The following is a 24,241-nucleotide window of genomic DNA, read 5'->3' on the forward strand; positions in this document are numbered from 1 at the left end:
CGGACGGGGCTGCCTGTTGCACCCCTGTTGTATCTATGCTGTGCGCATGCCATCAGCGCCAGCCGGTCCCGCCCCTCAGCCCACCAGGCAGCCCCCCGCCGCCGACCGCGTCTACATGCACGTCAAGCAGGCCGTGCTCGACCGGCGGTACGAAGGGGGGACCCTGCTCACCGAGGGGGAACTCGCCCAGGCCGTAGGGGTGTCCAGGACGCCCGTCCGCGAGGCGCTGCTCAAGCTGGAGATGGAAGGGCTGCTCAAGCTCTACCCGAAGAAGGGCGCCCTCGTCCTCGCCGTCTCCGCGCAGGAGATCGCCGACGTCGTCGAGACCCGGCTGCTCGTCGAGGAGTTCGCCGTCCGCCGGGCCGTGCCCGCGCCCGCCCCGCTGATCGCCCGCCTCGAAGAGCTCCTGGAGGAGCAGAAGCGGCACGCCGAGGCCGGGGACCTCGCCGAGGTGGCCGTCACCGACCGCTGCTTCCACGCCGAGATCGTCCGGCACGCCGGCAACCAGATCCTCGCCCGCCTCTACGACCAGCTCCGCGACCGCCAGCTGCGCATGGGCGTCGCCGTGATGCAGTCCCAGCCCGACCGCGTCGCCAAGAACATCACCGAGCACGCCGAGATCCTCGACCGCATCAAGGCCGGAGACGTCGAGGGCGCCGCGCACTGCGTCCGTCAGCACCTCAGCTGGGTCAAGGTCCTGGTCCGGGGTGAGGACCGGTGACCAGCTCCTACGGATCCGCGGTCACCCTCCCCGGAGACCCGCCCGGCGGCCGCCGCGCCGCCCTCGTCTGGGGCGTCGGCGTCGCCGTCTACTTCGTCGCCGTCATCTTCCGCACGTCCCTGGGCGTCGCCGGACTCGACGCCGCCGACCGCTTCGACGTCAACGCCTCCGCGCTGTCCACGTTCTCCATACTCCAGCTGCTCGTCTACGCGGGCATGCAGATACCCGTCGGCCTCCTCGTCGACCGGCTCGGCACCAAGCGGGTCCTGACCCTCGGCGTCGTCCTCTTCACCATCGGCCAGCTGGGCTTCGCGCTCTCCCCCTCGTACGGCACCGCGCTCGCCTCCCGCGCGCTCCTCGGCTGCGGCGACGCCATGACGTTCATCAGCGTCCTGCGCCTCGGCAGCCGCTGGTTCCCGGCCCGCAGAGGCCCGCTGATCGCCCAGCTCGCCGGGCTCATCGGCATGGCCGGCAACCTGGTCTCCACCGTCTTCATCGCCCGCGCCCTGCACGGCTTCGGCTGGACGGCCACCTTCGTCGGCAGCTCCCTCGCGGGCGTCCTCGTCCTCGTCCTGCTGCTGCTCTTCCTCAAGGACCACCCCGAGGGGTACGAGCCGGAGCCCTCCGCGCACGCCGGTGCCGCGTTCGTCCGCCGTCAGATCGCCGAGTCCTGGCGGGAGCCCGGCACCCGGCTCGGGCTGTGGGTGCACTTCACCACGCAGTTCCCGGCCATGGTCTTCCTGCTGCTCTGGGGCCTGCCGTACCTCGTGGAGGCGCAGGGCCTCGCCCGGTCCACCGCCGGGACCCTGCTCACCCTCGTCGTGCTGTCGAACATGGTCATCGGCCTCGCGTACGGGCAGATCATCGCCCGCCACCACGCGGCCCGCGCCCCGCTCGCCCTCGGCACGGTCGCGGCCACGGCCCTGCTGTGGGGGACCACCCTCGCGTACCCCGGCGACCACGCGCCGATGTGGCTGCTCGTCACCCTCTGCCTGGTCCTCGGCGCCTGCGGACCGGCCTCGATGATCGGCTTCGACTTCGCCCGCCCGGCCAATCCGCCGGAGCGTCAGGGAACCGCCTCCGGCATCGTCAACATGGGCGGTTTCATCGCCTCGATGACGACCCTGCTCGCCGTGGGCGTGCTGCTCGACGCGACCGGCGACAACTACCGGATCGCGTTCTCCTCGGTCTTCGTCCTGGAGGCCGTCGGACTCGTGCAGATCCTGCGCCTCAAGGCCCGCACCCACCGCAGGGAACGGGAACGGCTCGTCGCCAGCCGCGTCGAGGCCGTGCACGTACCCGTCTAGTGCTGTGGCCGGAAAGGTTCACCGGGTCGCGACGCCCGGCACGGCACCTCGCCGCGTTGTCGGCCCTCGCGAGTACGTCCAGTACGAGCCGAGGCCCTCCGTCTTGCGATGCACCGCACCGGACGCCGCGACCCGGCAAACCTTTCCGGCCACAGCACTAGGGCCTACCGCGGCGTCACCGCGAAGTTGTCCAGGATCGCCGCGGCGAGCCCGGCGTCGCCCTCGGTCTTGACCCGGTCCGCCACCTCGGCCGGCCGGACCCGGCCGCAGGCGAGCCGGACGAACGTCTCCCAGTCCGTCGTGAGCGTCACCGCGGGGCCCAGCGACGGCGCGCCGTCGACCGAACCACGGCCCTCCGCGTCCACCCGTACCGTCCGCAGGAACTCCACCGGACCGGTCACGTCGAGCACCACCGCCGAGGACGCGGGCGCCCCCGCGTCCTTCGCGACCGCCTCGGGCAGGGCCTCCAGGAGCACGTCACGGGCCACCAGGGCACCGGCCGAGTCCAGGTTGCCCGGCACGCCGAGCGCCGCCCGCAGGTCCTGCTCGTGCACCCACACGTCGAAGGCACGGTCCCGGTAGGCCAGTTCGAGCGACTGCTCGGCGCCGAGGGGAGCGCGGATCAGATGCTCGGGGGAGCGGTTCTCGTTGCGGAGCTGACGGGCCCGCCGGATGAGGATGTACTCCAGTTCCGAGGTCATCTCCGGCGCCGTGTGGTGCCGCCGCACATCGACCTGGACCTCCATGTAGCGCGCGAAGTCACTGCGCACGTGGTAGAGGTCGCGGGGCAGGGAATGGATCGGCCGCGGATCGCCGAGCATCTCCGTCTCCATGCCGATCACATGGGAGACGATGTCCCGCACCGACCAGCCGATGCACGGGGTCGGCCGGTTCCACTCGCCCTCCACGAGCGGCTGCACCAGCTCGGCTATCGCCTCGATGGAGTGGGTCCAGGCGTCGGCGTAGTTCTGGAGGCTGGGATGGACGGTCACGGGACCCCTCGGCGGTTCTTCGGTGCGCGGGCTGAAAACACGACTGGGTGGGAGGCTCGGACGCTAAGTTACGCTGCCCGAAGGCACCCCGGCAGTGCTTTCGTGTGACGATCGTAGGCCGGTGTTGACGGCTCGAATGCCAGGACGGTGGTAGTGTGCGCGCCTCGCTGATCCAGATCGCGGTAGACCCGGACGAACCGGTCGACGCCCGTCGCGCCCGCGCGGCGCGTCTCGTACGGGAGGAATCCGGCCACGCCGACCTCGTCGTCCTGCCGGAGCTGTGGACCGTCGGCGCCTTCGCCGCCGACCTGTTCGCCGCCGAGTCCGAACCGCTGAACGGCCCCACCCACCGGGCGATGGCGGCCGCCGCCCGCGACGCCGGGGTCTGGCTGCACGCCGGCTCCTTCGTCGAGGCGGAGGGCGGAGCGCTCTACAACACCTCGCTCGTCCTCTCCCCCGACGGCGAACTCGCGGCCTCCTACCGCAAGATCCACCGCTTCGGCTTCGACAAGGGCGAGGCCGTGATGATGGCCGCCGGCGAGGACCTCGTCACCGTCGACCTGCCACACCTCACCGTCGGCGTCGGCACCTGCTACGACCTGCGCTTCCCCGAGCTCTTCCGCGGGCTCGTCGACGCGGGCGCCGAGGCCTTCGTCGTCCCGGCCGGCTGGCCCGCCCTCCGCCGCGCCCACTGGACCCTCCTCGCCCGGGCCAGGGCCGTCGAGAACCAGGCGTACGTCCTCGCCTGCGGCACCGCCGGCACCCACGCGGGCGTGGAGCAGGCCGGGCACTCGATCGTCGTCGACCCCTGGGGCGAGACCCTCGCGGAGGCGGGCCCGGACGAGGAGGTCCTGCGGGTCGTCCTCGACCCGGCCAAGGTCCGCACCACCCGGGAACAGTTCCCCGCCCTGAAGGACCGGGTCCTGGGCCTCCCGACACCACCCGCCCGCCGCGCCTGAACCGCCCCGAGAGAGGCACCTCGTGAACGACCGGGACGCGGCGGCCACCGCCGTCGCCGCCTTCGCCGAACTCTTCGGGCCGCCGCCGGAGGGACCCGCCGTACCCGTCGACTGGGACGCGGTCGAGGCATGGCTGGGGCTTCGCCTGCCCGCCGACTACAAGGCCGTGGCCACCGCCTACGGCCCGCTCGACATCGGCGAACGGCTCTGGCTGCACACCCCGTTCACCAGCGACGGGCACCTCTTCGACTACGGCCGCTTCGTCACGGAGGGCCGCCGGGACGCCCCCGGCGTCCTCCCCTTCGGCCGCACCCGCACGGCCGACACCCTCTACTGGGACACCACCGCCTCCGACGACCCCGAACGGTGGCCTGTCGTCGTCCACGTGCAGGACCTGGCGAACGCCGGCAAGGACCCGTGGCTGCGCCCCGGGACCACCCTGCTGCCCACCCTCACCGGCTTCGTGGCGGACGGCCTGCGCCCGAGCCTCGTCCGCAGCCGCCTCGCCGGCGGCGCACCGTCCCCCTGGACCCCGCCGCCCCGCCGCCCCGGACCGACCCCCGGACAGCGGGCCGCGCTCGCCGGAGGCGGCGGCCTCGGCACCCTCACCGCGCTGCTCCCGCCGCCCGCCGCGCCCCACCTCGGCGCGGAGAGCTGGGAGTGGCTGTACGAACGCCTCGGCACCCGCCTCCCCACCGAGTACGTCCGCCTGATGGAGACCTACGGCGCCGGCGAGTGGTGCGGGTGGCTCCGCTTCGGCGCCCCGCTGGGCACCGGCCGGTACGACCTGGCGGGCACGGACGAGTGGTTCAGCGAGGCCTACCGGGGGCTGCGCGCCGCCCACCCCGAGTACCACCCGCTGCCCGTACGGCCCGAACCGGGCGGCTTCCTGCCCTTCGCCGACTCCATCGACGGCGACCAACTGTGCTGGCTCACCGAGGGCGACACCCCCGACGACTGGCCCCTGATCGTCATCCCCCGCCACGCCGACCAGGGCCCGCCGCTCACCGGCACGCTCACCGGGACCCTGCTCGCCTGGCTGCGCGGCGAACTCCGCACGGACGGCCTCCCCGGCCTCGTCCGCCCCCACGAGGACCCGCTGGACGTCATCGACTTCGATCCGTACGGGCCGGACGACGAGGACACCGACGGCCCGTCCTAGGCCGGGGTCAGCTCCGAGGCGTCCGGGAGGAGGGCGGTCAGCTCCTGCCAGATCCGCTTCGCGGCGACCCGGCGCAGCCGGAACGGGCTGTCCGCGGTGGCGGCGCCCTCCGCGAGGGGCTCGGCGGGCAGCTCCCGCAGCCAGTAGCCGAGCGGCCCGCAGTCCCACGCGGCGACCGCGCGCGCGACCACGCCCGCGGCGCCCTCCCGGTGCCCCTGCCAGGCGGCCGTCATCCGCCACTGCGCGCGGAGCTCCACGACCAGCTCCGCGAGCCGGGGGGCGACCGCGCCGCCGCCCGCCGCGGCCAGCGCCTCCGCGACGAGGGCGCGCTCGTCCGCGCCCGGGGCCGCCGAGGCCTTCTCCAGGGCCGCGAGCCCCGCCTCCAGGACGTCCATGGTCGTCTCGACGGTCTCCTCCGTCACCTCGCCGTCCGACTGGCGCAGGGCGATCAGGTCGGCGAGCGTCCAGACCACGGTCCGCGGCTCCACGAGCCGGTACTGGGCCTCCTCCTCGCCCGGCCAGGTCTCGTGGCAGACGACGTGGTCCTCGCCGATCAGCAGCCCGTGGTGCAGGGTGCCCTGGCGGCCGCCCGCCTCCAGGGAGAGGATCACGGACGGCCGCACGAGGGTCCGCATCAGCGGCAGGAGCAGCGCGGACAGCTCCCCCGCCTCGTTGGCGAGCCCGGCGTCCCGCAGCCGGGCCGCGGCCGGCGCCAGGGGCTCGGGGACCGGCTGCCCCGTCGCCAGCTGGGCGAGGACGAAGACCTCGTCGTCGCTCAGCCGGAAGCGGGATCGGGTCACGTCGAAGGAAGGCATCTCACGCTCAATCATCAGGTGGTCAGTACTGGGACTCGGTCCAGAAATGGGTCACGCGGGACAGCCCGGCCTTCACCGCGCCGAGCTGCGTCAGGGTCGAGCGGTCCACACCCGCGAAGACCAGCGCGAGGGCCAGGTCGCCGCCCCCGGCCCGCCCGTCGACGTGCACGGAGAGCCTGCGGACCTTGCCGCGCCCGCCCTCGCGGACGGTGATCCGGACGCCGGGGTCCTCGTCGTCGGCGGCGCGGGTCAGGACGTAGCCGTGCTTGTCGAGGGCCGCGAGCCGGTAGTGGTCGCCCGCGTACCGCATCTCCAGGGCGCGCTGCTCCAGCGTGGCGCCGAAACGGTTCCGCGTCACGTACACCATCCGGTCGCCCACCCGCAGCGTCGACCGGTTCAGACCCGGCAGCTTCATCCCCTCGACGTGCGCCCCGCGCGCCTCGAAGGACGCGGTGGGGAGCTGCCCGCCGCGGACCTCCGAGACGAGCGACTCGGGTGAGGTACGGGGGAGGGGACAGGTCAGCGTGATCCCGCCGAACTCCGGCGAGACCCCCTTCCAGCCGGCCCGGTAGTCGTGCCGGTTCCCCTCCTTCCACGCCTGGAGGTCGAACGGCGTGACGTGCGTGTGCATGGGTGTGTGGCTCCTGCTCAGTCGAAGGGGTTCAGCGCGCTGCCGAGCTTCTTCGCACCGTCCTTGATCCCGCTCCCGATGTCGGACGCCCTGTCGCCGACCCAGTCCCCCGCCTGCTCCAGACCCTTCCCGATCGCCTCGTGGTTGTCCCAGATCAGCGCCGCGCCGTACGCCACACCCGTACCGACCGCGAGGCCGAGCGTGACCGGGTTCGGGGCGACGGTCAGCGCCGTCATCGACGCGCTGAAGGCCGTCCCGGTGAGGTCCGAGGCGAACTTCGCCGGATCCGCCTTGATCATGTCCGTGTTGTACGTGGCGAGGTTGGCCACGCCGTACGCGGTGGCCGCCACGCCGCCCACGACCCCCGCGCCGCGCAGCCAGCCCGCCGCCTTGGCCGCGTTGGCGAGGCCGCCGTTCTGGGCGACCCGCACCAGGTTGGCCTCGGCCGCCTCCGGCATGAAGAAGGCGCCGTTGCGCATGAACCCGCCGTACATCGCGGCCTCGTCCGAGCCGGTGATCGCGGTCGCGAGCCCCGGCGGCACCTTGCTGAGCAGGCTGCCCGGAGCCGCCCCCGCCAGCCGCATGTTGAACTGCCGCGACAGGAAGGTGCCGGGCGCGGTCGGGTGGACGAACGGCGGCCGCAGCGCCTTGGACAGCTTGTACGAGTAGAGCCCCGCGGCCGTCAGGGCGCTCGCGAACGCCCCTGCCGTGATGGTCCCCTTGGTGAACTTGTCGACGAGGTCGGCGAGCTTCTCGTTGCCCGTGAGCTTCGCGATGCCGTCCCGCTGGAGCCGCTGGACGTAGTCGTCGAGCGTCTCGTCGTCCTTCATCTTCAGCCAGGCCAGGTTCATCCGGTCGTCCGCGGCCTTCTCGTCGGCCGCGGCGACCTTGCCCGCGTCACCGTTGAAGCCGGTGCCGAAGGTCTCGTCGTTCCTGTTGCCGTGGCCGTCCTTGACGACGGCCTCCAGGTCCTTCTTCAGGTCCTGGTCGGCGAGGTCGAAGGCCTTCACGCAGCCGTCCAGGTGCTCGGCCCAGGCCACCTCGGCCTCCCGGACGCCCTTCGCGCCGTCCGGGTCGTGGTGCAGGGCGCTGCGCTCCTGGGGCGTCAGCCGCTCGTAGTCATAGGCGACCCTGCCCTCCTCGGAGACCTTCATGCCGGCCTTCACGGCGTCGGCACGGGCGTTCTCCAGCTGCTTCTTCAGCTCCGTGAACTGCTCGTGGGCGTTGCGCAGCAGCGTCGCCGTGGCCTTCGCCTGCGTCTGCGCCGCCTGGTACTCGTACCGGGTGGCGGTGAAGTTGGTGTGCGCGGCGGTCGCGCTCTCGCCGAGCCAGACCTGGGTGCTCGTCAGGGACTGCACGCTGTCCCCGTAGCGCTCCTCCACCTTGTGCAGCTCGCCCGCCATCTCGTCCCACTTGTCCGCGGCGGTGGCGAGCTTGCCCAGGTCGGTCGTCATGATCTCGGAGTACGTCAGCACGCCGGCCCCCTCAGTACCCTGCGATGCGCGAGGACGGCTGGACGCCGGCGATCCGGGCGCGGTTGTCGGTCTCCTGCCGGTCGAAGGAGAGCGCCGTGCCCCGCAGGGCGGTCTTCTCGGACGCGAGCCGGGCGAGGAGCGTCTTGACCTGCTTGTCCCAGGTGGTCTCGACGGTCTTGAGGCCCTCGGCGGTCGCCCAGCCCGCGAAGCCGCCGACGGCCGCCGTGGTGGCGGCGTCCGCCCACGTGGCGGCCTTGCCGGTGTTCGGCTCCAGCTCGTTCTCGATCGTGTTCGCCGCGGCCTTCTTCTTTGCCGGTGCGGTGGCGAGGTCGGGCGGACCGCCCGCCGCACCCCCACCGCCGCCGCCGTCCAGCTGGTTCAACCGCATGCCGACGGGGCCTTGTCGCGTCGCGTCGGACCGTATGCCGGCCCAGTCGTCGTCAAAGCCCATGTCCCCGTGCCCCCATGAAAGAATGTTTCACGACTTTGCAGCTGCACCGTATGGTTGCGGCTGGCCGCGTGGGGCGCAAGGTCAGACGGGGATTCCCCGCAGGAAAGCCCGCTCGGCGCCCACCCCCGCCCCCGCGCCGTACTCCGCCCAGGCCGCCGCCAGTCTCCGCACCGCCTCCGTCAGCACCTCCGGGGCGGCCAGGAAGTGCAGCCGCAAGTGCCGCACGCTGCCGCCGAGCGCGTCGGTCGTCGCGCCCGGGAGCACGGCCACCCCGTGCCGCAGGGCGAGCTGCGCGAACGACACGCCGTCGCCGTGCGGGAGCCGCACCCACAGGGTCTGCCCGCCCGCCGCCGGGGCGCAGGACCACGAGGGCAGCAGCCGCGCCAGTTCGGCCCGCAGATGGTCGTGACCCGCACGGGCCGCCCGCAGCCGGGCGTCGAGCACCGGCGCGTACCCGTCGAGCAGCCGGACCGCGACCAGCTGGGACGGCACGTCACTGCCCAGGTCGTGCAGGGCCTTCAGCCGGGCGAGGCGGGCGACCAGCGGCGCGGGTCCGCGCACCCAGCCGATCCGCAGCCCGCCCCACACCGCCTTGCTCAGCGAACCGACGCCGATCACCTCGCCGTACGAGGAGAGGGGCGGTCCGCCGGCGTCCGCGTCGAAGGCGAGATCGGCGAGGACCTCGTCGTCCACGAGCGGCACGCCCAGCGCGTTCGCCGCCTCCACGAGCCGCCGCCCGGCGAGCGGCGGCAGGACCGCGCCCGTCGGGTTCTGGAACCGGCCGATCACATAGGCGAGCGCCGGACGACGAGCCTCCATCACCCGGACCGCCTCCGCCACGTCCAGCCCGTCCGGCCCCACCCGCACCGGCAGCGGCACCGCCGCCGCCTCCCGGAACAGGTCCAGCGCCCCCGGATACGTCGGCGCCTCCACCAGCACCCCGTCGCCGGGCGCCAGCAGCAGCCGGGCCAGCAGCGAAAGGGCCTGCTGGGCCCCGGTGGTGACCAGGATCTGGCCGGGCTCCGTGGGCACGCCCCGCGCCGCGTACCGGTCCGCGACCGCCGCCCGCAGCGCCCCGATCCCCGCCGGGTGGTAGCCGAGGTCCCCGTCCGGCAGGGTCAGCGAGCGGTACGCCTCCGCCAGCTCGGCCGGCGGCCGGTCAGGAGCCGCGCAGCTCAACAGGATCACCTCGTCCGGAGCTTCCAGGAGGTGCAGGAAGAGCGGGTTCGAGGTCTCCTTCACCCGGGGCGCGTCCAGGGGCAGGGCGGCCGCCGCCACCCGCGTCCCGCTGCCCTGACGCCGTACCAGCCGCCCCTCCTGCCGGAGCGTGTCGTACGCGGCGACCACCGTCGTGCGGCCCACGGACAGGGCCGCCGCGAGCCGCCGGTCCGGCGGCAGGAGCACACCCGGCGGCAGCGCGCCCTCGTCGATCAGCCGGCGCAGCCGGGCGGCGAGCAGCAGGTACAGCGGCCCCCGCCCGGCGGACCAGCGGCCGAGACGGGCGACGAGGTCGTCCGGCGCGGGAAGGGGCGCCGGTGCTTCGATTGGTTCCATCGCCGAACCAATCTGCCGGGATTGGACCTGTGAACGCAACCGGCCGCTCCCGAGACTGAGTTCATGAACGACTCCCCGCGCCCCGAGACCCTCGCCGTCCACCCCCCGCACGTCGAGGTCACCGGCAGCAGGCCCCTCGGCGTCCCCCTCCACCAGGGGCACGTCTTCGGCTTCGACTCGGCCGACGCCCTCGCCGAAGGCTTCACCTCACCGGACGCCTTCCTCTACGCCCGCCTCGGCAACCCCACGGTCCGCACCCTGGAGGAGGCCGTCGCCCGCCTGGAGGGCGGCACCGCCGCCCGGTCCTTCGCCTCCGGCATGGGCGCCGTCAGCGCCGTCCTCCAGGGACTGCTCGGCAGCGGCGACCACGTCATCGCCCAGACCTGCCTGTACGGCGGTACGTACGCCGTCCTCAGCGACCTCGCCGCCCGCTGGGGCGTCGACGTCACGTACGTCTCCGGCACCGACCCCGAGGAGGTGCGGGCCGCGCTGCGCCCCGAGACCCGGCTGCTCTACCTGGAGACCATCGCCAACCCCACCACCCGCGTCTCCGACATCCCCGCGCTCGCCGCCGTCGCCGCCGGGGCCGGGGTGCCCGTCGCCGTCGACAACACCTTCGCGTCCCCGCTGCTCTGCCGCCCCCTGGAGCACGGCGCCGACATCGTCGTCCACTCCGCCACCAAGTACCTGGCCGGGCACGGGGACGTCCTCGGCGGCATCGCCGTCTTCAAGGACCCCGAGCTGTACCGCGGGGTCCGCCGCCACGCCGTCGAACAGGGCGCGGCCACGGACCCGTTCGCCGCCTGGCTCACGCTGCGCGGCATGCAGACCCTGTCGCTGCGCATGGAGCGCCAGTGCGCGAGCGCCGCCGAGCTGGCCGCCCGCCTCGCGGCGCACCCGGCGGTCGAGGCCGTCCGCCACCCGGCCCTCGCGAGCCACCCGGACCGCGAGATCGCCGCGCGCCTGCTGCCCGGCGGGGGCGGCGGCGTGGTCTCGCTCGACCTGGCCGGCGGCCGGGAGGCGGGCCGCACCTTCGTGGAGGCGGTCCGGCTCGCCTCCCTCAGCGTCTCCCTCGGCGACGTGAAGACCCTGGTGATGCACCCGGCGTCCACCTCCCACCACCAGCTCGACGCGGCGGCGCTGGCGACGGCCGGGATCGGCGCCGGCACGGTCCGGCTCTCGGTCGGCATCGAGCACGTCGAGGACCTGTGGACGGACCTGGAGCAGGCGCTGGCGAAGGCGGGCTGAGTCCGCGGGCGCCGGGTCAGTCCTCCCGCTCCCGCTCCGCCATCCGGATGACGCACACGGCGACCGCGATCTGCAGCGCCGCGTCCGCGTCCTCACGGACCACGTTCACCGCGTACGTCTCACGGACGTGGAACCACTGCCGGGAGATGTGGGCCAGGAGCTCCCCCTCGTACTCGACGGTGAACTCCCGGTCCAGGATCCGGCCGCTGACGTCGAGCTCGGTGCCGTCCACGAGCGTCACCCGGTAGTGGTTGCGGAGCAGGGAGAGCCGCTTGCGGCGGACCGTCGCGAGCGGCCGCTCGTCCCGCTCGACCGTCATCGTGTCCCGGAGGCTGAACATCTTCTGCCGCAGGGTGACGAGGACGTGCCCGTCGGGGTCCTTCAGCTCCAGGGTGTCGCGCAGCCGCAGGGCCTTGCCGTCGACGAGGAAGGCGTGCCGCCCGCGCTCGTCCTCGATCCAGTAGTCGTCGCCGATCGCGAAGATCTTGTCCCGTACGAGATATTTCACGGCCCCATGCCTGCCCCGCCGGGCGGGATTCTCACCCGAAGTACCGGGTGAACGCGTCCGGCGTCGCCCCGAGCGTCGTCCCGAACGGCGAGTCCAGCTGATGGATCAGCAGCACCGTGAAGGCGATGAACCCCGAGAGGCCCATCACCATCACCACGTGCGTCGTGCTCCTCTTGATGCCGAAGAGGAACATGAACGCGAGCGTCAGCGCGCCGCCGATCAGCAGCCCGGTCCACAGCACGGGCGACAGCCGCTCCTGTGCCGCCGCCTCCCGCCCCCGGCGCGCGTCGTCGACGTAGCCCAGCTGGGCCAGCACCTCCTGGGCCGCGATCTGCTCCGGCACCCTGGCCGAGTCGCCCACCTCGCCGGCCTTCCGGACCTCCGCCAGGAGCAGCCAGCCGGACCGGTCGAGCGGCTCGCGCTCCGCCATCGCCGGCCACTCGACCCCGACGACGTGGTCGGCGTACGTGCGGGCCGCGGCCCGCAGGGGCTGCCGCTGCGCGGCGGGCAGCGCGTCCGCGAGGAGGTACGTCTGGTGCAGGGCGCTCGCCTCGGCCTGGACGTTGTCGGCGGCGTCGGTACGGGTGTCCCAGACGGACACCAGGCAGAGTCCGAGCACCACCGCGTAGAGGACCGAGACCATCATGGCGATGTACTCGGCGACGTCCTCGCGCGGTTCCTCGTGCTCGTCGACCGGGAAGAGCCGGGTCTTGGCGACGACGGCGAGGGCGGCGACGAACGCGACGCCGAGGGTGACGACGAGCGTCTCGAAGAGGGCCACGGTCACTTCCCCCGGTTGCCGAGCAGGGCGGCGGCGACGGCCGCCGGGATCAGGAGCAGCAGCAGCATCCCCACGACCCCGAACTCCCGCGCCTCCCGCGTCCGCCGCTGCACCCGCCCGAGGAACCCCTCGCCGTCGGGCGCGGCGGCGAGCCGTCGCGGCGGCCGATCGGCGGGTACGGCCCCCGGCGGGGGTACGGGGGCGGCGACGGCACCCCGGGACGGCACGGGGACCACGCCGGGCGCCGCGGCGGTGCCGGTGCCGGCGCCGGTTCCGGCGCCGGAGGAGACTCCCGAGGAGGCGCCGGAGGAGGCCCCTGAGGAGATCCCCGCAGCCCCGGCGGCCCCCGCAGCCCCGGTGGCACCGGCGGCCCCGGGTGCCCCACCGGCACCTGAGGATCCACCTGCACCGGGGGTACCCGTAGTACCGGCCGCCCCGGGCGCCGCTCCGGTCCCGGCGCCTCCAGCGGCGGCACCGCCCGCCCCGGGGATCCCGGCGGCGACCGCACCCGCCGCACCGCCCGGCGGAGTCCCGCCCGGACCGCCCGCACCGGCCCCGGCGGCGCCGCCCGTCCCCGGGGCCCCACCCGCTCCCGGGGCCCGTGCCGAAGCGATCGTGAACACGGCGGAGGACCGCGCGGTGAGCGCGGGCGCGGGGACGAGCGCGCCCCCGGCGTCGAAGGTGGGGACGCGGTCGCTGCCGGTGGCGAGCCCGGTGCTCCGGTGGGTGCCCGGCGGGCGCCGGACGGTGGCCGTGCAGCGGACCGAGGAGCCGGGGGCGAGGAGCGCGATGCTCCCGGCGGACCCGCCGCAGCCGACGGACCCGGGGCCGAGCCGGAGGGCGGGATCCTCGACGCGTACGGAGCGGAGGGCCTGGTTGCCCCGGTTGGTCACGGTGTAGGTGACGGTGGCGGTTCCGGCGGGGGCGCGGACCGCCCGCCCGGCGGGACCGGCTCCGCCGGCGACCGAGACCCGCTCGGCGAGCGCGAGGGCCCCGGCGACCCCGACGTACCCGGAGCGGGCGGTGGCGCCGATCCGCCGCCCCAGCGAGGGGATGTCCCCCTCGGCCCGCGCGGGGTCGAGGTGCGTCCCGGGCAGCGCGCGGAACCGGGCGACGCACTCCGTCTCCCCGAGCGCGGCGAGCGGCTCCCGGGGGCACCGGACGGCCCCGCCGGGCACGCCGGGATCGAGGACCCGCACGGCGTACACGTCCGCCTCGCCGAAGTTCAGCAGCCGGTACCGCTTCTGGACCCAGTCCCCCACGCGTACCGCGGCGGGCCGGGTCCCGGTGCCGTCCCGCCCGTTCACGGTCACGGTCAGCCGCACCGACCCGTCCCCGGCCCCACCGGCCCGGGCGACGGCCCCGGGCAGCAGGAGCAGCACCACCACGAGCAGCCCCACACTCACCCGACGGCAGGAATAGTCCGATGATCTGCCCGCACGCGTCATGCGGCCCATGCCACCGCCCGCCGCCGCCCCACCCCCACCCGGGACACGCCCCGTCCCCCCACCCGGCCCCCACTTTCCACCCGTACGGCACCCTTGAACCATGAACGACTCCGCGCACACCCCCGCGCCCCGCCGTGCCCGTGTCCGCGCCCCCGAGCTGATCGGCAAGGGCGGCTGGCTCAACACGGGCGGAGACGACCTGACCCTCGCCGACCTGCGCGGCAAGGTCGTCCTCCTCGACTTCTGGACCTTCTGCTGTGTGAACTGCCTGCACGTCCTCGACGAGCTGCGGGACCTGGAGGAGAAGCACCGGGACACGCTCGTGATCATCGGGGTGCACTCGCCGAAGTTCGTGCACGAGGCCGAGCACCAGGCCGTCGTCGACGCCGTCGAGCGGTACGAGGTGCACCACCCCGTGCTCGACGACCCGGAGCTCGCGACCTGGAAGCAGTACGCCGTGCGCGCGTGGCCGACGCTCGTCGTCATCGACCCCGAGGGGTACGTCGTCGCCCAGCACGCGGGCGAGGGGCACGCCAACGCCCTGCGGACCCTCGTCGAGGAGCTGGAGGCCGAGCACGAGGCCAAGGGGACGCTGCGGCGCGGGGACGGGCCCTACGTGGCGCCCGAGCCCGTCGCGACCGATCTCCGCTTCCCCGGGAAGGCCCTCGTCCTGCCGTCGGGGAACTTCCTCGTCTCCGACACCACCCGGCACCAGCTCGTCGAGCTCGCCGAGGACGGCGAGACCGTGGTCCGGCGGATCGGCGAAGGCGTCTTCCGGGAGCCGCAGGGGCTCGCGCAGCTGCCCGACGGCAGGGTCGTCGTCGCCGACACCGTGAACCACGCGCTGCGCGCGTACGACCCGGAGACCGGTGCCGTCGAGCTCGTCGCCGGCACCGGGAAGCAGTGGTGGCAGGGGTCCCCGACCTCCGGCCCGGCGCTCGACGTCGACCTGTCCTCGCCGTGGGACGTCGCCTGGTGGCAGGGCAAGGTGTGGATCGCCATGGCCGGTGTCCACCAGCTGTGGACGTACGACCCCGGGACCGGGACCGTCGAGGTCGCCGCCGGGACGACGAACGAGGGCCTCGTCGACGGGCCGGCCGCCGAGGCCTGGTTCGCGCAGCCCTCCGGGCTCGCCGCCACCGAGGACCGGCTGTGGATCGCCGACTCCGAGACCAGCGCCGTCCGCTGGATCGACACGGAGGGAGTCGTCCACACCGCCGTCGGCACCGGGCTCTTCGACTTCGGGCACCGCGACGGCGCGGCCGGGCAGGCCCTGCTCCAGCACCCGCTGGGCGTGACCGCCCTGCCCGACGGCTCGGTCGCCGTCTCCGACACGTACAACCACGCCCTGCGCCGCTACGACCCCGCCACCGGCGAGGTCACCACCCTCGCCACCGACCTGCGCGAGCCCAGCGACGCGGTCCTCGTCGGCGGCGACATCGTGGTCGTCGAGTCCGCCCGGCACCGGCTGACCCGGCTGCGGCTGCCCGAGGAGGCCGTCCAGGTCGAGTCCGCCGCCTACCGGACGCAGCGCGAGGCCACCGAGGTCGCTCCGGGCCGGCTCCGCCTCGACGTCGTCTTCCAGGCGCCGACCGGACAGAAGCTGGACGAGCGGTACGGCCCCTCGACCCGCCTCCTGGTCTCCTCGACCCCGCCGGAGCTGCTGCTCGGCGGCGAGGGGACGGGGACCGACCTGTTCCGCGAGCTGGACCTGAACCCGGAGCTGACCGAGGGCGTGCTGCACGTCTCCGCGATGGCCGCGTCCTGCGACGACGACCCCGCCAACGAGTACCCCGCGTGCCACGTCCACCAGCAGGACTGGGGCGTCCCCGTGAAGGTCACGGCCGAAGGCGTCGCCCGCCTGCCGCTGATCCTCGCCGGCATGGACGGCTAACGGACGATCCCCTGGTTCCTGGACGGGCGCCCCGCGGCCCCGTCCAGGCACCCCGCCACCCAGGCCGCCGGATCGTGCACGGCCCGCTCGCCGCCCATCCCCTGCCGCTCCATGAGCGCGCACTCCCCGGCCAGCAGCGCCTTCGTGCGCGAGCCGTCGACGTCGTAGCCGCGGATCCGGGAGGCCTGGACGAACCCGCCCTCGTAGGCGATGTCCGTCCCCCACGGGGGCCGTTCGTCGTACCGGCCGATCAGGACGCCCGCCGTCGTCGTGCCCAGGAGCACGGCGACGGCGGTGACGGTGACGAACTTCCGCAGCGGCGGACCCTCATGACGGTGCATGGGGACGACGCTGTCAGGCGGGACCTTTCGCGGATGTTTCGCGCGGGCGGCGGAGGGCTCAGCCCTCCAGGAACGCCACCAGGGCGTTGGCGAGGAGGTACGGGTCGTCCGCGCCGCACAGTTCGCGGGCGCTGTGCATCGAGAGGATCGCGACGCCGATGTCGACGGTCGAGATGCCGTGCCGGGCCGCGGTGATCGGGCCGATCGTGGTTCCGCAGGGCATGTCGTTGCTGGAGACGAAGGACTGCCACGGCACCCCCGCCTTCTCGCAGGCGGCGGCGAACACCGCGCGGCCGCTGCCGTCGGTGGCGTACCGCTGGTTGACGTTCACCTTGAGGATCGGGCCGCCGTTGACGCGCGGGTGGTGCGTCGGGTCGTGGCGCTCCGCGTAGTTGGGGTGCACGGCGTGCCCGGTGTCGGAGGACAGGCAGACGGTGCCGGCGAAGGCGCGGGCCCGGTCCTCGTAGGAGCCGCCGCGGGCGTAGACCGAGCGCTCCAGGACGTTGCCGAGGAGGGGGCCCTGGGCGCCGGTGTCGGCCTCGGAGCCGTTCTCCTCGTGGTCGAAGGCGGCGAGGACCGGGATGTACGGGAGGTCGTCGCGGCCCGCGAGGGAGGCGAGCGCGGCGGTGGCGGCGTGCACGGACAGCAGGTTGTCCATCCGCGGTCCGGCGAGGAGCTCGCGGTCGCGGCCCAGGTAGGCGGGGGCGTCGACCGCGTGGACCATGAGGTCCCAGCCGGTGACGTCCTCGGCGTCGACACCGGCCTCGGCGGCGACGAACTCGATCAGGTCGCCCTCGTGGACCTGGCCGATGCCCCAGATGGGCTGCATGTGGCGCTGGCGGTCGAGCTTGAGGCCGTCGTTGGCCTGGCGGTCGAGGTGGATGGCGAGCTGCGGGACGCGCAGCAGCGGCCGGTCGACGTTGACGAGGTGGTGGCTGCCGTCCCGGAGGGTGAGGCGGCCGGCGAGGCCGAGGTCGCGGTCGAGCCAGGTGTTGAGGAGGGTCCCGCCGTAGATCTCGACGGCGACCTGCCGCCAGCCCTGGGCGCCCATGTCGGGCCGCGGCTTCACGCGCAGGTTGGGGGAGTCGGTGTGGGCGCCGACGATCCGGTACGGGGTGTGGGCGGCGGCGCCCTCCGGCACGTACCAGGCGATGATCGCGCCGCCGCGGATCACGTACTTCCCGCCCGACGTCCCGTCCCAGGCCGCGGTCTCCTCGACCCGGCGGAAGCCGGCCTTCTCCAGCCGTTCGGCGGCGCTCGCCACCGCGTGGTACGGCGAGGGCGAGGCCGTCAGGAAGGCCATCAGGTCGTCGGTGTGGCCGCGGTCGAAGGGGCCGGCGGTGGGACGGGAAGCTGCGCTGCTCATGGGTTCACCTTACGCAGGTACCGGAATGCGAATTCGGGACCCCGGAAACTGGTGATCGGGGGCGTGACGAGACCGTGCCGGACGGCAGAACGGCCCGCCCCCCTCCCCGGGGACGGGCCGTGCCTGCGGAGCGAGACGCGTCTTAGAACGCGGCCTCGTCCAGGTCCATCAGCGAGCCGTCGACGGCGTCGGCGAGGGCGCGCTCGGCGGAGACGCCGGGCAGGACGTTGGCGGCGAAGAACTTCGCGGCCGCGATCTTGCCCTGGTAGAAGGAGACGTCCTTGCCGGTGGCGCCGGCGGCGAGCTTCTCGGCGGCCACGGCGGCACCCTTGAGCAGCAGGTAGCCGACGACGACGTCGCCGGAGGCGAGCAGCAGGCGGGTGGTGTTGAGGCCGACCTTGTAGATGTTCTTGACGTCCTCGCCGGTGGCGGTGAGGTCGGTGATCATCGTGCCGACGATGCCCTCCAGGTCGACGGCGGCCTTGGCGAGCGAGTCGCGGGCGCCGGCCAGCTCCTCGCCGCCGGTGCCGACCGCGAGGAACTTCTTGATCTCCTCGGACAGCGCGTTCAGGGAGGCGCCCTGGTCGCGGACGATCTTGCGGAAGAAGAAGTCCTGGCCCTGGATGGCCGTGGTGCCCTCGTAGAGGGTGTCGATCTTGGCGTCCCGGATGTACTGCTCGATCGGGTACTCCTGGAGGAAGCCGGAGCCGCCGAAGGTCTGGAGCGACTGCGCGAGCTGCTCGTAGCCCTTCTCGGAGCCGTAGCCCTTCACGATCGGGAGCAGCAGGTCGTTCAGGCCGTGCAGGGCCTTCGCGTCCTCGCCGGCCGCCTCCTTGAGCGCGATCTCGTCCTGCACGGAGGCCGTGTAGAGGACGAGGGAGCGCATGCCCTCGGCGTACGCCTTCTGCGTCATCAGCGAGCGGCGGACGTCGGGGTGGTGCGTGATGGTGACCTTGGGCGCGGCCTTGTCCATGAAGTTGGCCAGGTCGGTGCCCTGGACGCGCTCCTTGGCGTACTCCAGGGCGTTGAGGTAGCCCGTGGAGAGGGTGGAGATCGCCTTCGTGCCGACCATCATGCGGGCGAACTCGATGATGAGGAACATCTGGCGGATGCCGTCGTGCTTGTCGCCGATCAGCCAGCCCTTGGCGGGGTGCTGGTCGCCGAAGGTCATCTCGCAGGTGTTGGAGGCCTTGAGGCCCATCTTGTGCTCGACGTTGGTGGCGTAGACGCCGTTGCGCTCGCCCAGCTCGCCGGTCTCCCAGTCGAACTCGAACTTCGGGACGAGGAAGAGGCTCAGGCCCTTGGTGCCGGGGCCGGCGCCCTCGGGGCGGGCGAGGACGTAGTGGAGGATGTTCTCCTCCATGTCGTGCTCACCGGAGGTGATGAAGCGCTTGACGCCCTCGATGTGCCAGGAGCCGTCCTCCTGCTGGATCGCCTTGGTGCGGCCGGCGCCGACGTCCGAGCCCGCGTCGGGCTCGGTGAGGACCATGGTGGAGCCCCAGCGCTTCTCGACGGCGATCTGCGCGACCTTCTTCTGCGCCTCGTTGCCCTCGTTGTAGAGGATGCCGGCGAAGGCCGGGCCGGAGGAGTACATCCAGATGGCCGGGTTCGAGCCGAGGAGCAGCTCCGCGTAGGCCCAGATGAGGGAGCGCGGGGAGACGGTGCCGCCGATCTCCTCGGGGATGCCGAGGCGCCAGTACTCGGACTCCATGAAGGCGTTGTACGACTTCTTGAAGGTGGCGGGGACCGGGGCGGTGTTGGTCTCCGGGTCGAAGACCGGGGGGTTGCGGTCGGCGTCGGCGAAGGACTCCGCGAGCTCGTTCTCGGCGAGGCGGCGGATCTCGTCGAGGATGCTCTTGGCGGTCTCGACGTCCATCTCCTCGAACGGACCGGTGCCGTAGACCTTGTCGCGGCCGAGGACCTCGAAGAGGTTGAACTCGATGTCGCGGAGATTCGACTTGTAGTGGCCCATGGCGACGGCTCCGTAAGGCTCGGGGAGGCAGGTTCCTCGTACACGTACCAGCGAGTAGCAACACGCTCTCTCCGATGATGCTACCCACCGGTAATAAGAGCAACCCCATTCGGGTCATCTGTGACGCAGTAGGCTCATGGCCCATGTACGGCTACGAGCAGAACCCGGGTGCCCAGCAGCAGTACGCGCCGCCCCCGCAGGGGCAGTACGCCCCGCCGCAGGCCGGCATGCCGGGCGGTGGCATGCAGGGCGGCGGGTACGCCCCGCAGCAGCCCCCGCTGTACCCGGAGCCCTCGCCGCCCTCGCTCGCGGACGCCGTGCGCGCCTTCACGACCGGCACCCTGGCCGCGGAGGACTTCCAGCAGATCTTCGCGACCTCCAAGGTCTACTGCCCGCGCGGGGACAACCCCGGATTCCTGGCCCTGCACAACACCCAGCAGCCGGTCATCCCGATGTTCACCTCGCTCAAGGAGCTGCGGCGGTACGCGGGCAAGGAGTCGAAGTACTTCGTGATCACCGGCGCCGAGGTGATCGACCTGCTCCCGACCGGCTACGGCTTCGTCCTCGACATGGAGGGCGACCACCGCATGGTCTTCGACGCCAAGGCCGTGGAGCAGATGGTCGACTTCGCGATGCGGCGGATGTACGGCTGACCGAGGCCGTACGCGCACGGGCGGGCCCGGCGGTCCCTGAGGGGCCGCCGGGCCCGCCCGTTCCCGTGGCGCTACCCCTCGTCGGCGAGGTGCGTCCGGTACTGCGCGGCGCTGAGCAGGCCGTCCAGCGCGCCGGTGTCGGCGACGTCGATCTCGACGATCCAGCCGTCTCCGTACGGGTCGTTGTTGATGTACTCGGGGTCGCCTTCGAGCTCGGGATTCACGGTCACGACCCGGCCGGACACGGGCGCGTACAGCTCGCTCACCGACTTGACCGACTCCAGGGTGCCGAACGGCTCTCCCGCCTCGACGTCGCGGCCCACGGTCGTGACGTCCACGAAGACGAGGTCGCCGAGCTGCTTCTGCGCGAAGTAGGTGACGCCGACACGGACGCGCTTGCCGCCCGTCTTCTCCACCCACTCGTGGTCCTTCGTGTACTTCAGGTGGTCCGGGTAGTCCGTCATGCGGGTCCTCCAGGGGTCGTCGGGCGCCGGGTGGTCCGCCCGGCGGGAACAGCCTTGCGGAGCGGGAGGGGGTGCGGAGGCGCCTCTCACCCGGATGGGCGGGCGGCTTTCGGCCGTCCCGGCGAGAGGTCCGGGAATGGCGCGGACCGGTTCCGCGTTCCTGGTGGCAGAAAGTTCAGCGTTCAACTAAAGTGGTCGTACAAGGTCGCACCTAGGAGGTCCGGTCATGCCCGCTGTGACTGTCGAGAACCCGCTCACCCTGCCGCGCGTCGCCGCCCCCGCGGACGCCGTCGCCCGCCCCGTCCTCGCCGTCACCACGGCCCCCTCGGGCTTCGAGGGCGAGGGCTTCCCGGTCCGCCGCGCGTTCGCCGGGATCAACTACCAGTACCTCGACCCGTTCATCATGATGGACCAGATGGGTGAGGTGGAGTACGCGCCCGGAGAGCCCAAGGGCACGCCCTGGCACCCCCACCGCGGCTTCGAGACCGTCACCTACATCATCGACGGGACCTTCGACCACCAGGACTCCCAGGGCGGCGGCGGCACCATCACCAACGGCGACACCCAGTGGATGACCGCCGGCTCCGGCCTCCTCCACATCGAGGCCCCGCCGGAGTCCCTCGTCGTCAGCGGCGGACTCTTCCACGGCCTCCAGCTGTGGGTGAACCTGCCCGCCTCCGACAAGATGATGGCCCCCCGCTACCAGGACATCCGCGGCGGCCAGGTCCAGCTCCTCACCTCCCCCGACGGCGGCGCGCTGCTCCGCGTCATCGCCGGCGAGCTCGACGGCCACGAGGGGCCCGGCATCACCCACACCCCGATCACGATGATCCACGCCACCCTGCGCCCCGGCGCCGAGATCAGCCTGCCCTGGCGCGAGGACTTCAACGGCCTCGCGTACGTGCTCGCCGGCCGCGGCACCGTCGGCACCGACCGGCGGCCGGTCCACACCGGCCAGACCGCCGTCTTCGGCAAGGGCGGGGCGCTCACCGTCCGCGCCGACGAGAAGCAGGACGGGAACACCCCGGACCTGGAGGTCGTCCTCCTCGGCGGACAGCCGATCCGCGAGCCGATGGCGCACTACGGCCCGTTCGTCATGAACACCCAGGCCGAACTCCGCCAGGCCTTCGAGGACTTCCAGGCCGGCCGCCTCGGCACGATCCCCGCCGTCCACGGCATGGGCGAGTAGCGGCGGGACCGCACGAAGGAGGCGGTACGGCACGGGGCACCCCGCCCCGCGCCGTACCGCCCCGCACACCCGCTGACGGCCCGTCACCCGTACGGCCCTCAGCGCGCGACGCCACGCCGGGGGCCGTGGTCCGGTGATCAGGTGCAGACCAGCCGAGCGCCGCTCCTCCCCGAACCCGTCCGCCGGTTCGCCGCCTGGTGCGTCGTCCTGCTCCTCGCCGCCGGCGTCGCCGCCGTCTTCATCTGGCTCTGCGTCGTCTTCAAGACCGCCGTCACCCCCGCCCTGCTCGCGATCCTCGGCACCGCCCTCCTCGGACCGCTCTACCGGCGCCTGCTGCGCATGAAGGTCAGCAGGTCGCTCGCCGCCGCGCTCACCGTCGCCGCCGTCCTCGTGGTCGTCGGCGGCGCCACGTACATCGTCGTCGTCGCCCTCATCGACACCGGCGACCAGATCGTCGCCTCGCTCCGGCAGGCCGCCACCGACATCGCGAAGCACCTCGGCGCGGCCGGGACCTCCCTCGACGACCTCGCCAAGAACGCCAAGGTCCTGCTGGAGAAGTTCGGCGGCACCGCCGCCTCCGGGGTCATCAGCGGCGTCAGCGTCGTCGGCCAGATGCTCGCCACCGCCGTCCTCGCCCTCCTCCTCATCTTCTTCTTCCTGAAGGACTCCGACCGGGCCGCCGGCGCCCTGCGCTCCCTCGCCCCGCGCGCCACCGGCGACCTCGTCGAGGCCATGGCCCGCCGCGCCTTCGAGGCCGTCGAGGGCTTCATGCGCGGCACCACCTTCGTCGCCCTCGTCGACGCCGTCCTCATCGGCATCGGCCTGGTCGTCCTCGACGTGCCGGGCGCGGTGGGTCTCGCCGCGCTCGTGTTCGTCACCGCCTACATCCCCTACCTGGGGGCCTTCCTCTCCGGCGCGGTCGCCGTCCTCGTCGCCCTGGCCGACCGGGGCTTCGCCATCGCCCTGTGGGTCCTCGGCATCGTCCTGGCGGTCCAGGTCATCGAGGGGAACGTCCTCCAGCCCATGGTCCAGAGCCGCACCGTGCAGATGCACCCGGCCGTCGTCATGCTCGCCATCACCGCCGGCGCGTCCGTCGCGGGCATCCTGGGCATGCTGCTCGCCGTCCCGCTGACGGCCGCGGCGACGGGGATCCTGGGGGAACTGCGGACGCGGTACGGGACACCGCCCGAGCCCGCAGCCGACTGATCAGGCCGGCGTCAGACCGCCCCGCTCGAACGAGGCCAGGAGCTGTTCCAGGGCCGCCTGGTCGGGGCCGACGAACGGGTCGGCGTCCGGGGCCCCCGCGATCGTCCGCAGCATCCGGTCCGTCATCCGCACGGCCGGAGGCAGATGCGTGCACAGCACGATCTCCGGGTTCATCTCCGCCATCGGCGCGAGCGTCGCCCGGTACTTCTCCGGGTCCACGAGGTGGACCCACGGGCTGTCGAGCGTCGCCCACAGCAGCTGCGCCCGCCGCAGCTCCTCCGGCTTCAGGTCGCTCGCGTGCCCGCTCTCGGCGATCTCGGCGCTCGGCATCGGACCGCCGAAGCAGTCGGAACTGAAGCAGATCCGGGTGCGGTCGTCGTAGAAGCCGACGGTGGCGGGGTTGTCGAAGAGCGGCGGCCGGAACGCGTGCAGCGTGCGGTCGCCGACGTCGAGGGACTCCCCGGGGTTGAGGAAGTACACCCGGTCCATGGGCAGCGGCCGCTCGGTCATCATGATGCCCATGCCGAGGAAGGTCGTGACCACGCGCGCGCGGGGGGCCGCCTCCAGCAGGTCGAAGATCCCGCCGGTGTGGTCCCGGTCGGGGTGGGTGAGCCAGATCCAGCGGACGTCGGCCGGGTCCACGACCCCGCCCAGCGCGGCGACGAAGTCGCGGTCCTCGACCGAGAGCCCCGTGTCGACGACCACGGGTTCGGCGGCGGTGAGGACGTAGGCGTTCGCGGGGATGTGCCCGACGCCGGGGGCTTCGAGGCTGTCGGCGATCACCGTGGTGTCGCTGCCGACCTTGTGGATGTCCATGGCGCACTCCGAGGTCCCCCCGGCGGCCGTACGAGACCAGTGTCCTCCGGAGGTCCGGCGCCCGCTCGTCCGGCGGCGCCCGTCCACAGCGCGGCGGCGGTCTACCGCGGGGCGGCGGTCTACGCGCGGCGCCCGTCTACCGCGCGGCGGCGGTCCACCGCGCGGCGGCTGTCTACGCGCGGCGCCCGCCTACCGCGCGGCGCCCGCCTACCGCGCGGCGCCCGCCTACCGCGCGGCGCCCGCCTACCGCGCGGCGCCCGCCTACCGCGCGGCGCCCGCCTACCGCGC

General features: G+C 73.3%; 23 protein-coding genes. 9 read left to right on the plus strand and 14 right to left on the minus strand.

The genetic code is table 11. From position 1 onward, the window contains the following. Positions 1 to 46 precede the first annotated feature (46 nt). Both ABTY59_RS08730 and ABTY59_RS08735 read left to right on the plus strand, forming a co-directional pair. Positions 47 to 721 (plus strand): GntR family transcriptional regulator, encoded by a 675-nt coding sequence (locus tag ABTY59_RS08730; protein ID WP_352018171.1) that lies wholly within the window; start codon positions 47 to 49, stop codon positions 719 to 721. Beyond that, the gene (locus tag ABTY59_RS08735; protein WP_352018172.1) at positions 718 to 2,028 is read left to right on the plus strand and encodes an MFS transporter; all 1,311 of its coding nucleotides are present in this window, start codon (positions 718 to 720) and stop codon (positions 2,026 to 2,028) included. Before ABTY59_RS08730 ends, ABTY59_RS08735 begins: the two co-directional genes overlap by 4 nt. A 164-nt stretch (positions 2,029 to 2,192) precedes the next feature. Here ABTY59_RS08735 and ABTY59_RS08740 read toward each other — a convergent pair whose 3' ends face one another. Continuing rightward, positions 2,193 to 3,020, minus strand: coding sequence for a maleylpyruvate isomerase family mycothiol-dependent enzyme (locus ABTY59_RS08740; RefSeq protein WP_352018173.1), 828 nt, complete (start codon positions 3,018 to 3,020; stop codon positions 2,193 to 2,195). 155 nt (positions 3,021 to 3,175) lie between these two features. Between ABTY59_RS08740 and ABTY59_RS08745 the strand changes: the two genes are divergently transcribed. Then, positions 3,176 to 3,979 (plus strand): carbon-nitrogen family hydrolase, encoded by an 804-nt coding sequence (locus ABTY59_RS08745; protein WP_352018174.1) that lies wholly within the window; start codon positions 3,176 to 3,178, stop codon positions 3,977 to 3,979. Between the two features lie 22 nt (positions 3,980 to 4,001). Then, the gene (locus ABTY59_RS08750; protein ID WP_352018175.1) at positions 4,002 to 5,141 is read left to right on the plus strand and encodes an SMI1/KNR4 family protein; all 1,140 of its coding nucleotides are present in this window, start codon (positions 4,002 to 4,004) and stop codon (positions 5,139 to 5,141) included. Here ABTY59_RS08750 and ABTY59_RS08755 read toward each other — a convergent pair. The 5 genes from ABTY59_RS08755 to ABTY59_RS08775 all read right to left on the minus strand — a co-directional run bounded on the left by ABTY59_RS08755 (position 5,138) and on the right by ABTY59_RS08775 (position 10,067). Continuing rightward, positions 5,138 to 5,971, minus strand: coding sequence for a histidine kinase (locus tag ABTY59_RS08755; protein WP_352018176.1), 834 nt, complete (start codon positions 5,969 to 5,971; stop codon positions 5,138 to 5,140). The genes ABTY59_RS08750 and ABTY59_RS08755 overlap by 4 nt on opposite strands. 7 nt (positions 5,972 to 5,978) lie before the next feature. Continuing rightward, positions 5,979 to 6,587, minus strand: coding sequence for a hypothetical protein (locus ABTY59_RS08760; RefSeq protein ID WP_352018177.1), 609 nt, complete (start codon positions 6,585 to 6,587; stop codon positions 5,979 to 5,981). A gap of 17 nt (positions 6,588 to 6,604) precedes the next feature. Continuing rightward, positions 6,605 to 8,062 (minus strand): hypothetical protein, encoded by a 1,458-nt coding sequence (locus tag ABTY59_RS08765; protein ID WP_352018178.1) that lies wholly within the window; start codon positions 8,060 to 8,062, stop codon positions 6,605 to 6,607. A 10-nt stretch (positions 8,063 to 8,072) separates the two neighbouring features. Continuing rightward, a complete protein-coding gene (locus tag ABTY59_RS08770; protein ID WP_352018179.1) occupies positions 8,073 to 8,450 on the minus strand; it encodes a hypothetical protein in 378 nt (125 codons plus the stop codon). A gap of 144 nt (positions 8,451 to 8,594) precedes the next feature. Continuing rightward, positions 8,595 to 10,067 carry an aminotransferase-like domain-containing protein gene (locus tag ABTY59_RS08775; protein WP_352018180.1) on the minus strand — a complete coding sequence of 491 codons (1,473 nt, stop codon included), beginning with the start codon at positions 10,065 to 10,067 and terminating at the stop codon, positions 8,595 to 8,597. A 63-nt stretch (positions 10,068 to 10,130) separates the two neighbouring features. Between ABTY59_RS08775 and ABTY59_RS08780 the strand changes: the two genes are divergently transcribed. Beyond that, entirely contained in the window at positions 10,131 to 11,315 is a 1,185-nt protein-coding gene (locus ABTY59_RS08780) for a trans-sulfuration enzyme family protein (protein WP_352018181.1), read from the plus strand. A 16-nt stretch (positions 11,316 to 11,331) separates the two neighbouring features. Here the strand turns inward: ABTY59_RS08780 and ABTY59_RS08785 are convergent, their stop codons facing one another. From ABTY59_RS08785 to ABTY59_RS08795, 3 genes are read right to left on the minus strand one after another with little or no spacing between them, the layout of a single operon-like run. Continuing rightward, positions 11,332 to 11,823: an LURP-one-related/scramblase family protein gene (locus tag ABTY59_RS08785; RefSeq protein ID WP_352018182.1), complete on the minus strand. Its 492-nt coding sequence runs from the start codon at positions 11,821 to 11,823 to the stop codon at positions 11,332 to 11,334. 31 nt (positions 11,824 to 11,854) lie between these two features. After that, positions 11,855 to 12,604 carry a bestrophin-like domain gene (locus ABTY59_RS08790; RefSeq protein ID WP_352018183.1) on the minus strand — a complete coding sequence of 250 codons (750 nt, stop codon included), beginning with the start codon at positions 12,602 to 12,604 and terminating at the stop codon, positions 11,855 to 11,857. Positions 12,605 to 12,606: 2 nt separating this feature from the next. Further along, complete coding sequence (locus ABTY59_RS08795; protein WP_352018184.1) at positions 12,607 to 14,010, minus strand: CLIPPER-2 domain-containing protein; 1,404 nt, start codon at positions 14,008 to 14,010, stop codon at positions 12,607 to 12,609. Positions 14,011 to 14,152: 142 nt separating this feature from the next. On the opposite strand from ABTY59_RS08795, the gene ABTY59_RS08800 reads away from it, so the two are divergent. Further along, complete coding sequence (locus ABTY59_RS08800) at positions 14,153 to 15,946, plus strand: NHL domain-containing thioredoxin family protein (RefSeq protein ID WP_352018185.1); 1,794 nt, start codon at positions 14,153 to 14,155, stop codon at positions 15,944 to 15,946. Here ABTY59_RS08800 and ABTY59_RS08805 read toward each other — a convergent pair. The 3 genes from ABTY59_RS08805 to ABTY59_RS08815 form a co-directional block, all read right to left on the minus strand. Further along, complete coding sequence (locus tag ABTY59_RS08805; protein WP_352018186.1) at positions 15,943 to 16,287, minus strand: hypothetical protein; 345 nt, start codon at positions 16,285 to 16,287, stop codon at positions 15,943 to 15,945. The two genes, ABTY59_RS08800 and ABTY59_RS08805, sit on opposite strands and share 4 nt — an antisense overlap. Positions 16,288 to 16,345: 58 nt before the next feature. Next, complete coding sequence (locus tag ABTY59_RS08810) at positions 16,346 to 17,653, minus strand: M18 family aminopeptidase (protein ID WP_352018187.1); 1,308 nt, start codon at positions 17,651 to 17,653, stop codon at positions 16,346 to 16,348. 142 nt (positions 17,654 to 17,795) lie between these two features. Next, positions 17,796 to 19,625: an acyl-CoA dehydrogenase gene (locus ABTY59_RS08815; protein ID WP_352018188.1), complete on the minus strand. Its 1,830-nt coding sequence runs from the start codon at positions 19,623 to 19,625 to the stop codon at positions 17,796 to 17,798. A 143-nt stretch (positions 19,626 to 19,768) separates the two neighbouring features. Here ABTY59_RS08815 and ABTY59_RS08820 point away from each other — a divergent pair, with 143 nt between their 5' ends. Continuing rightward, on the plus strand, positions 19,769 to 20,278 hold the full coding sequence (locus ABTY59_RS08820; protein ID WP_352018189.1) for an SseB family protein: 510 nt from the start codon (positions 19,769 to 19,771) through the stop codon (positions 20,276 to 20,278). Positions 20,279 to 20,349: 71 nt separating this feature from the next. Here the strand turns inward: ABTY59_RS08820 and gcvH are convergent, their stop codons facing one another. Next, a complete protein-coding gene (gene gcvH, locus ABTY59_RS08825; protein WP_352018190.1) occupies positions 20,350 to 20,742 on the minus strand; it encodes a glycine cleavage system protein GcvH in 393 nt (130 codons plus the stop codon). A gap of 226 nt (positions 20,743 to 20,968) precedes the next feature. Here gcvH and ABTY59_RS08830 point away from each other — a divergent pair, with 226 nt between their 5' ends. Together ABTY59_RS08830 and ABTY59_RS08835 are read left to right on the plus strand one after the other, a co-directional pair. Then, positions 20,969 to 21,931: a pirin family protein gene (locus ABTY59_RS08830; RefSeq protein WP_352018191.1), complete on the plus strand. Its 963-nt coding sequence runs from the start codon at positions 20,969 to 20,971 to the stop codon at positions 21,929 to 21,931. A 141-nt stretch (positions 21,932 to 22,072) separates the two neighbouring features. Beyond that, positions 22,073 to 23,137, plus strand: a complete 1,065-nt coding sequence (locus ABTY59_RS08835) for an AI-2E family transporter (protein ID WP_352018192.1) — start codon at positions 22,073 to 22,075, stop codon at positions 23,135 to 23,137. Here ABTY59_RS08835 and ABTY59_RS08840 read toward each other — a convergent pair whose 3' ends face one another. Further along, positions 23,138 to 23,953 (minus strand): MBL fold metallo-hydrolase, encoded by an 816-nt coding sequence (locus ABTY59_RS08840; RefSeq protein ID WP_352018193.1) that lies wholly within the window; start codon positions 23,951 to 23,953, stop codon positions 23,138 to 23,140. Positions 23,954 to 24,241: the final 288 nt, after the last annotated feature.

Source organism: Streptomyces sp. NPDC096079 (assembly GCF_040303145.1).
Lineage (GTDB): Bacteria > Actinomycetota > Actinomycetes > Streptomycetales > Streptomycetaceae > Streptomyces.

Excerpts from the sequence above, each read along its gene's own strand:
- ABTY59_RS08730 (WP_352018171.1), top strand. The coding sequence starts at position 47 with ATGCCATCAGCGCCAGCCGGTCCCGCCCCTCAGCCCACCAGGCAGCCC.
- ABTY59_RS08755 (WP_352018176.1), bottom strand. The coding sequence starts at position 5,971 with ATGATTGAGCGTGAGATGCCTTCCTTCGACGTGACCCGATCCCGCTTC.
- ABTY59_RS08760 (WP_352018177.1), bottom strand. The coding sequence starts at position 6,587 with ATGCACACGCACGTCACGCCGTTCGACCTCCAGGCGTGGAAGGAGGGG.
- ABTY59_RS08770 (WP_352018179.1), bottom strand. The coding sequence starts at position 8,450 with ATGCGGTTGAACCAGCTGGACGGCGGCGGCGGTGGGGGTGCGGCGGGC.
- ABTY59_RS08775 (WP_352018180.1), bottom strand. The coding sequence starts at position 10,067 with ATGGAACCAATCGAAGCACCGGCGCCCCTTCCCGCGCCGGACGACCTC.
- ABTY59_RS08780 (WP_352018181.1), top strand. The coding sequence starts at position 10,131 with ATGAACGACTCCCCGCGCCCCGAGACCCTCGCCGTCCACCCCCCGCAC.
- ABTY59_RS08800 (WP_352018185.1), top strand. The coding sequence starts at position 14,153 with ATGAACGACTCCGCGCACACCCCCGCGCCCCGCCGTGCCCGTGTCCGC.
- ABTY59_RS08805 (WP_352018186.1), bottom strand. The coding sequence starts at position 16,287 with ATGCACCGTCATGAGGGTCCGCCGCTGCGGAAGTTCGTCACCGTCACC.
- ABTY59_RS08810 (WP_352018187.1), bottom strand. The coding sequence starts at position 17,653 with ATGAGCAGCGCAGCTTCCCGTCCCACCGCCGGCCCCTTCGACCGCGGC.
- ABTY59_RS08815 (WP_352018188.1), bottom strand. The coding sequence starts at position 19,625 with ATGGGCCACTACAAGTCGAATCTCCGCGACATCGAGTTCAACCTCTTC.
- ABTY59_RS08820 (WP_352018189.1), top strand. The coding sequence starts at position 19,769 with ATGTACGGCTACGAGCAGAACCCGGGTGCCCAGCAGCAGTACGCGCCG.
- gcvH (WP_352018190.1), bottom strand. The coding sequence starts at position 20,742 with ATGACGGACTACCCGGACCACCTGAAGTACACGAAGGACCACGAGTGG.
- ABTY59_RS08830 (WP_352018191.1), top strand. The coding sequence starts at position 20,969 with ATGCCCGCTGTGACTGTCGAGAACCCGCTCACCCTGCCGCGCGTCGCC.
- ABTY59_RS08840 (WP_352018193.1), bottom strand. The coding sequence starts at position 23,953 with ATGGACATCCACAAGGTCGGCAGCGACACCACGGTGATCGCCGACAGC.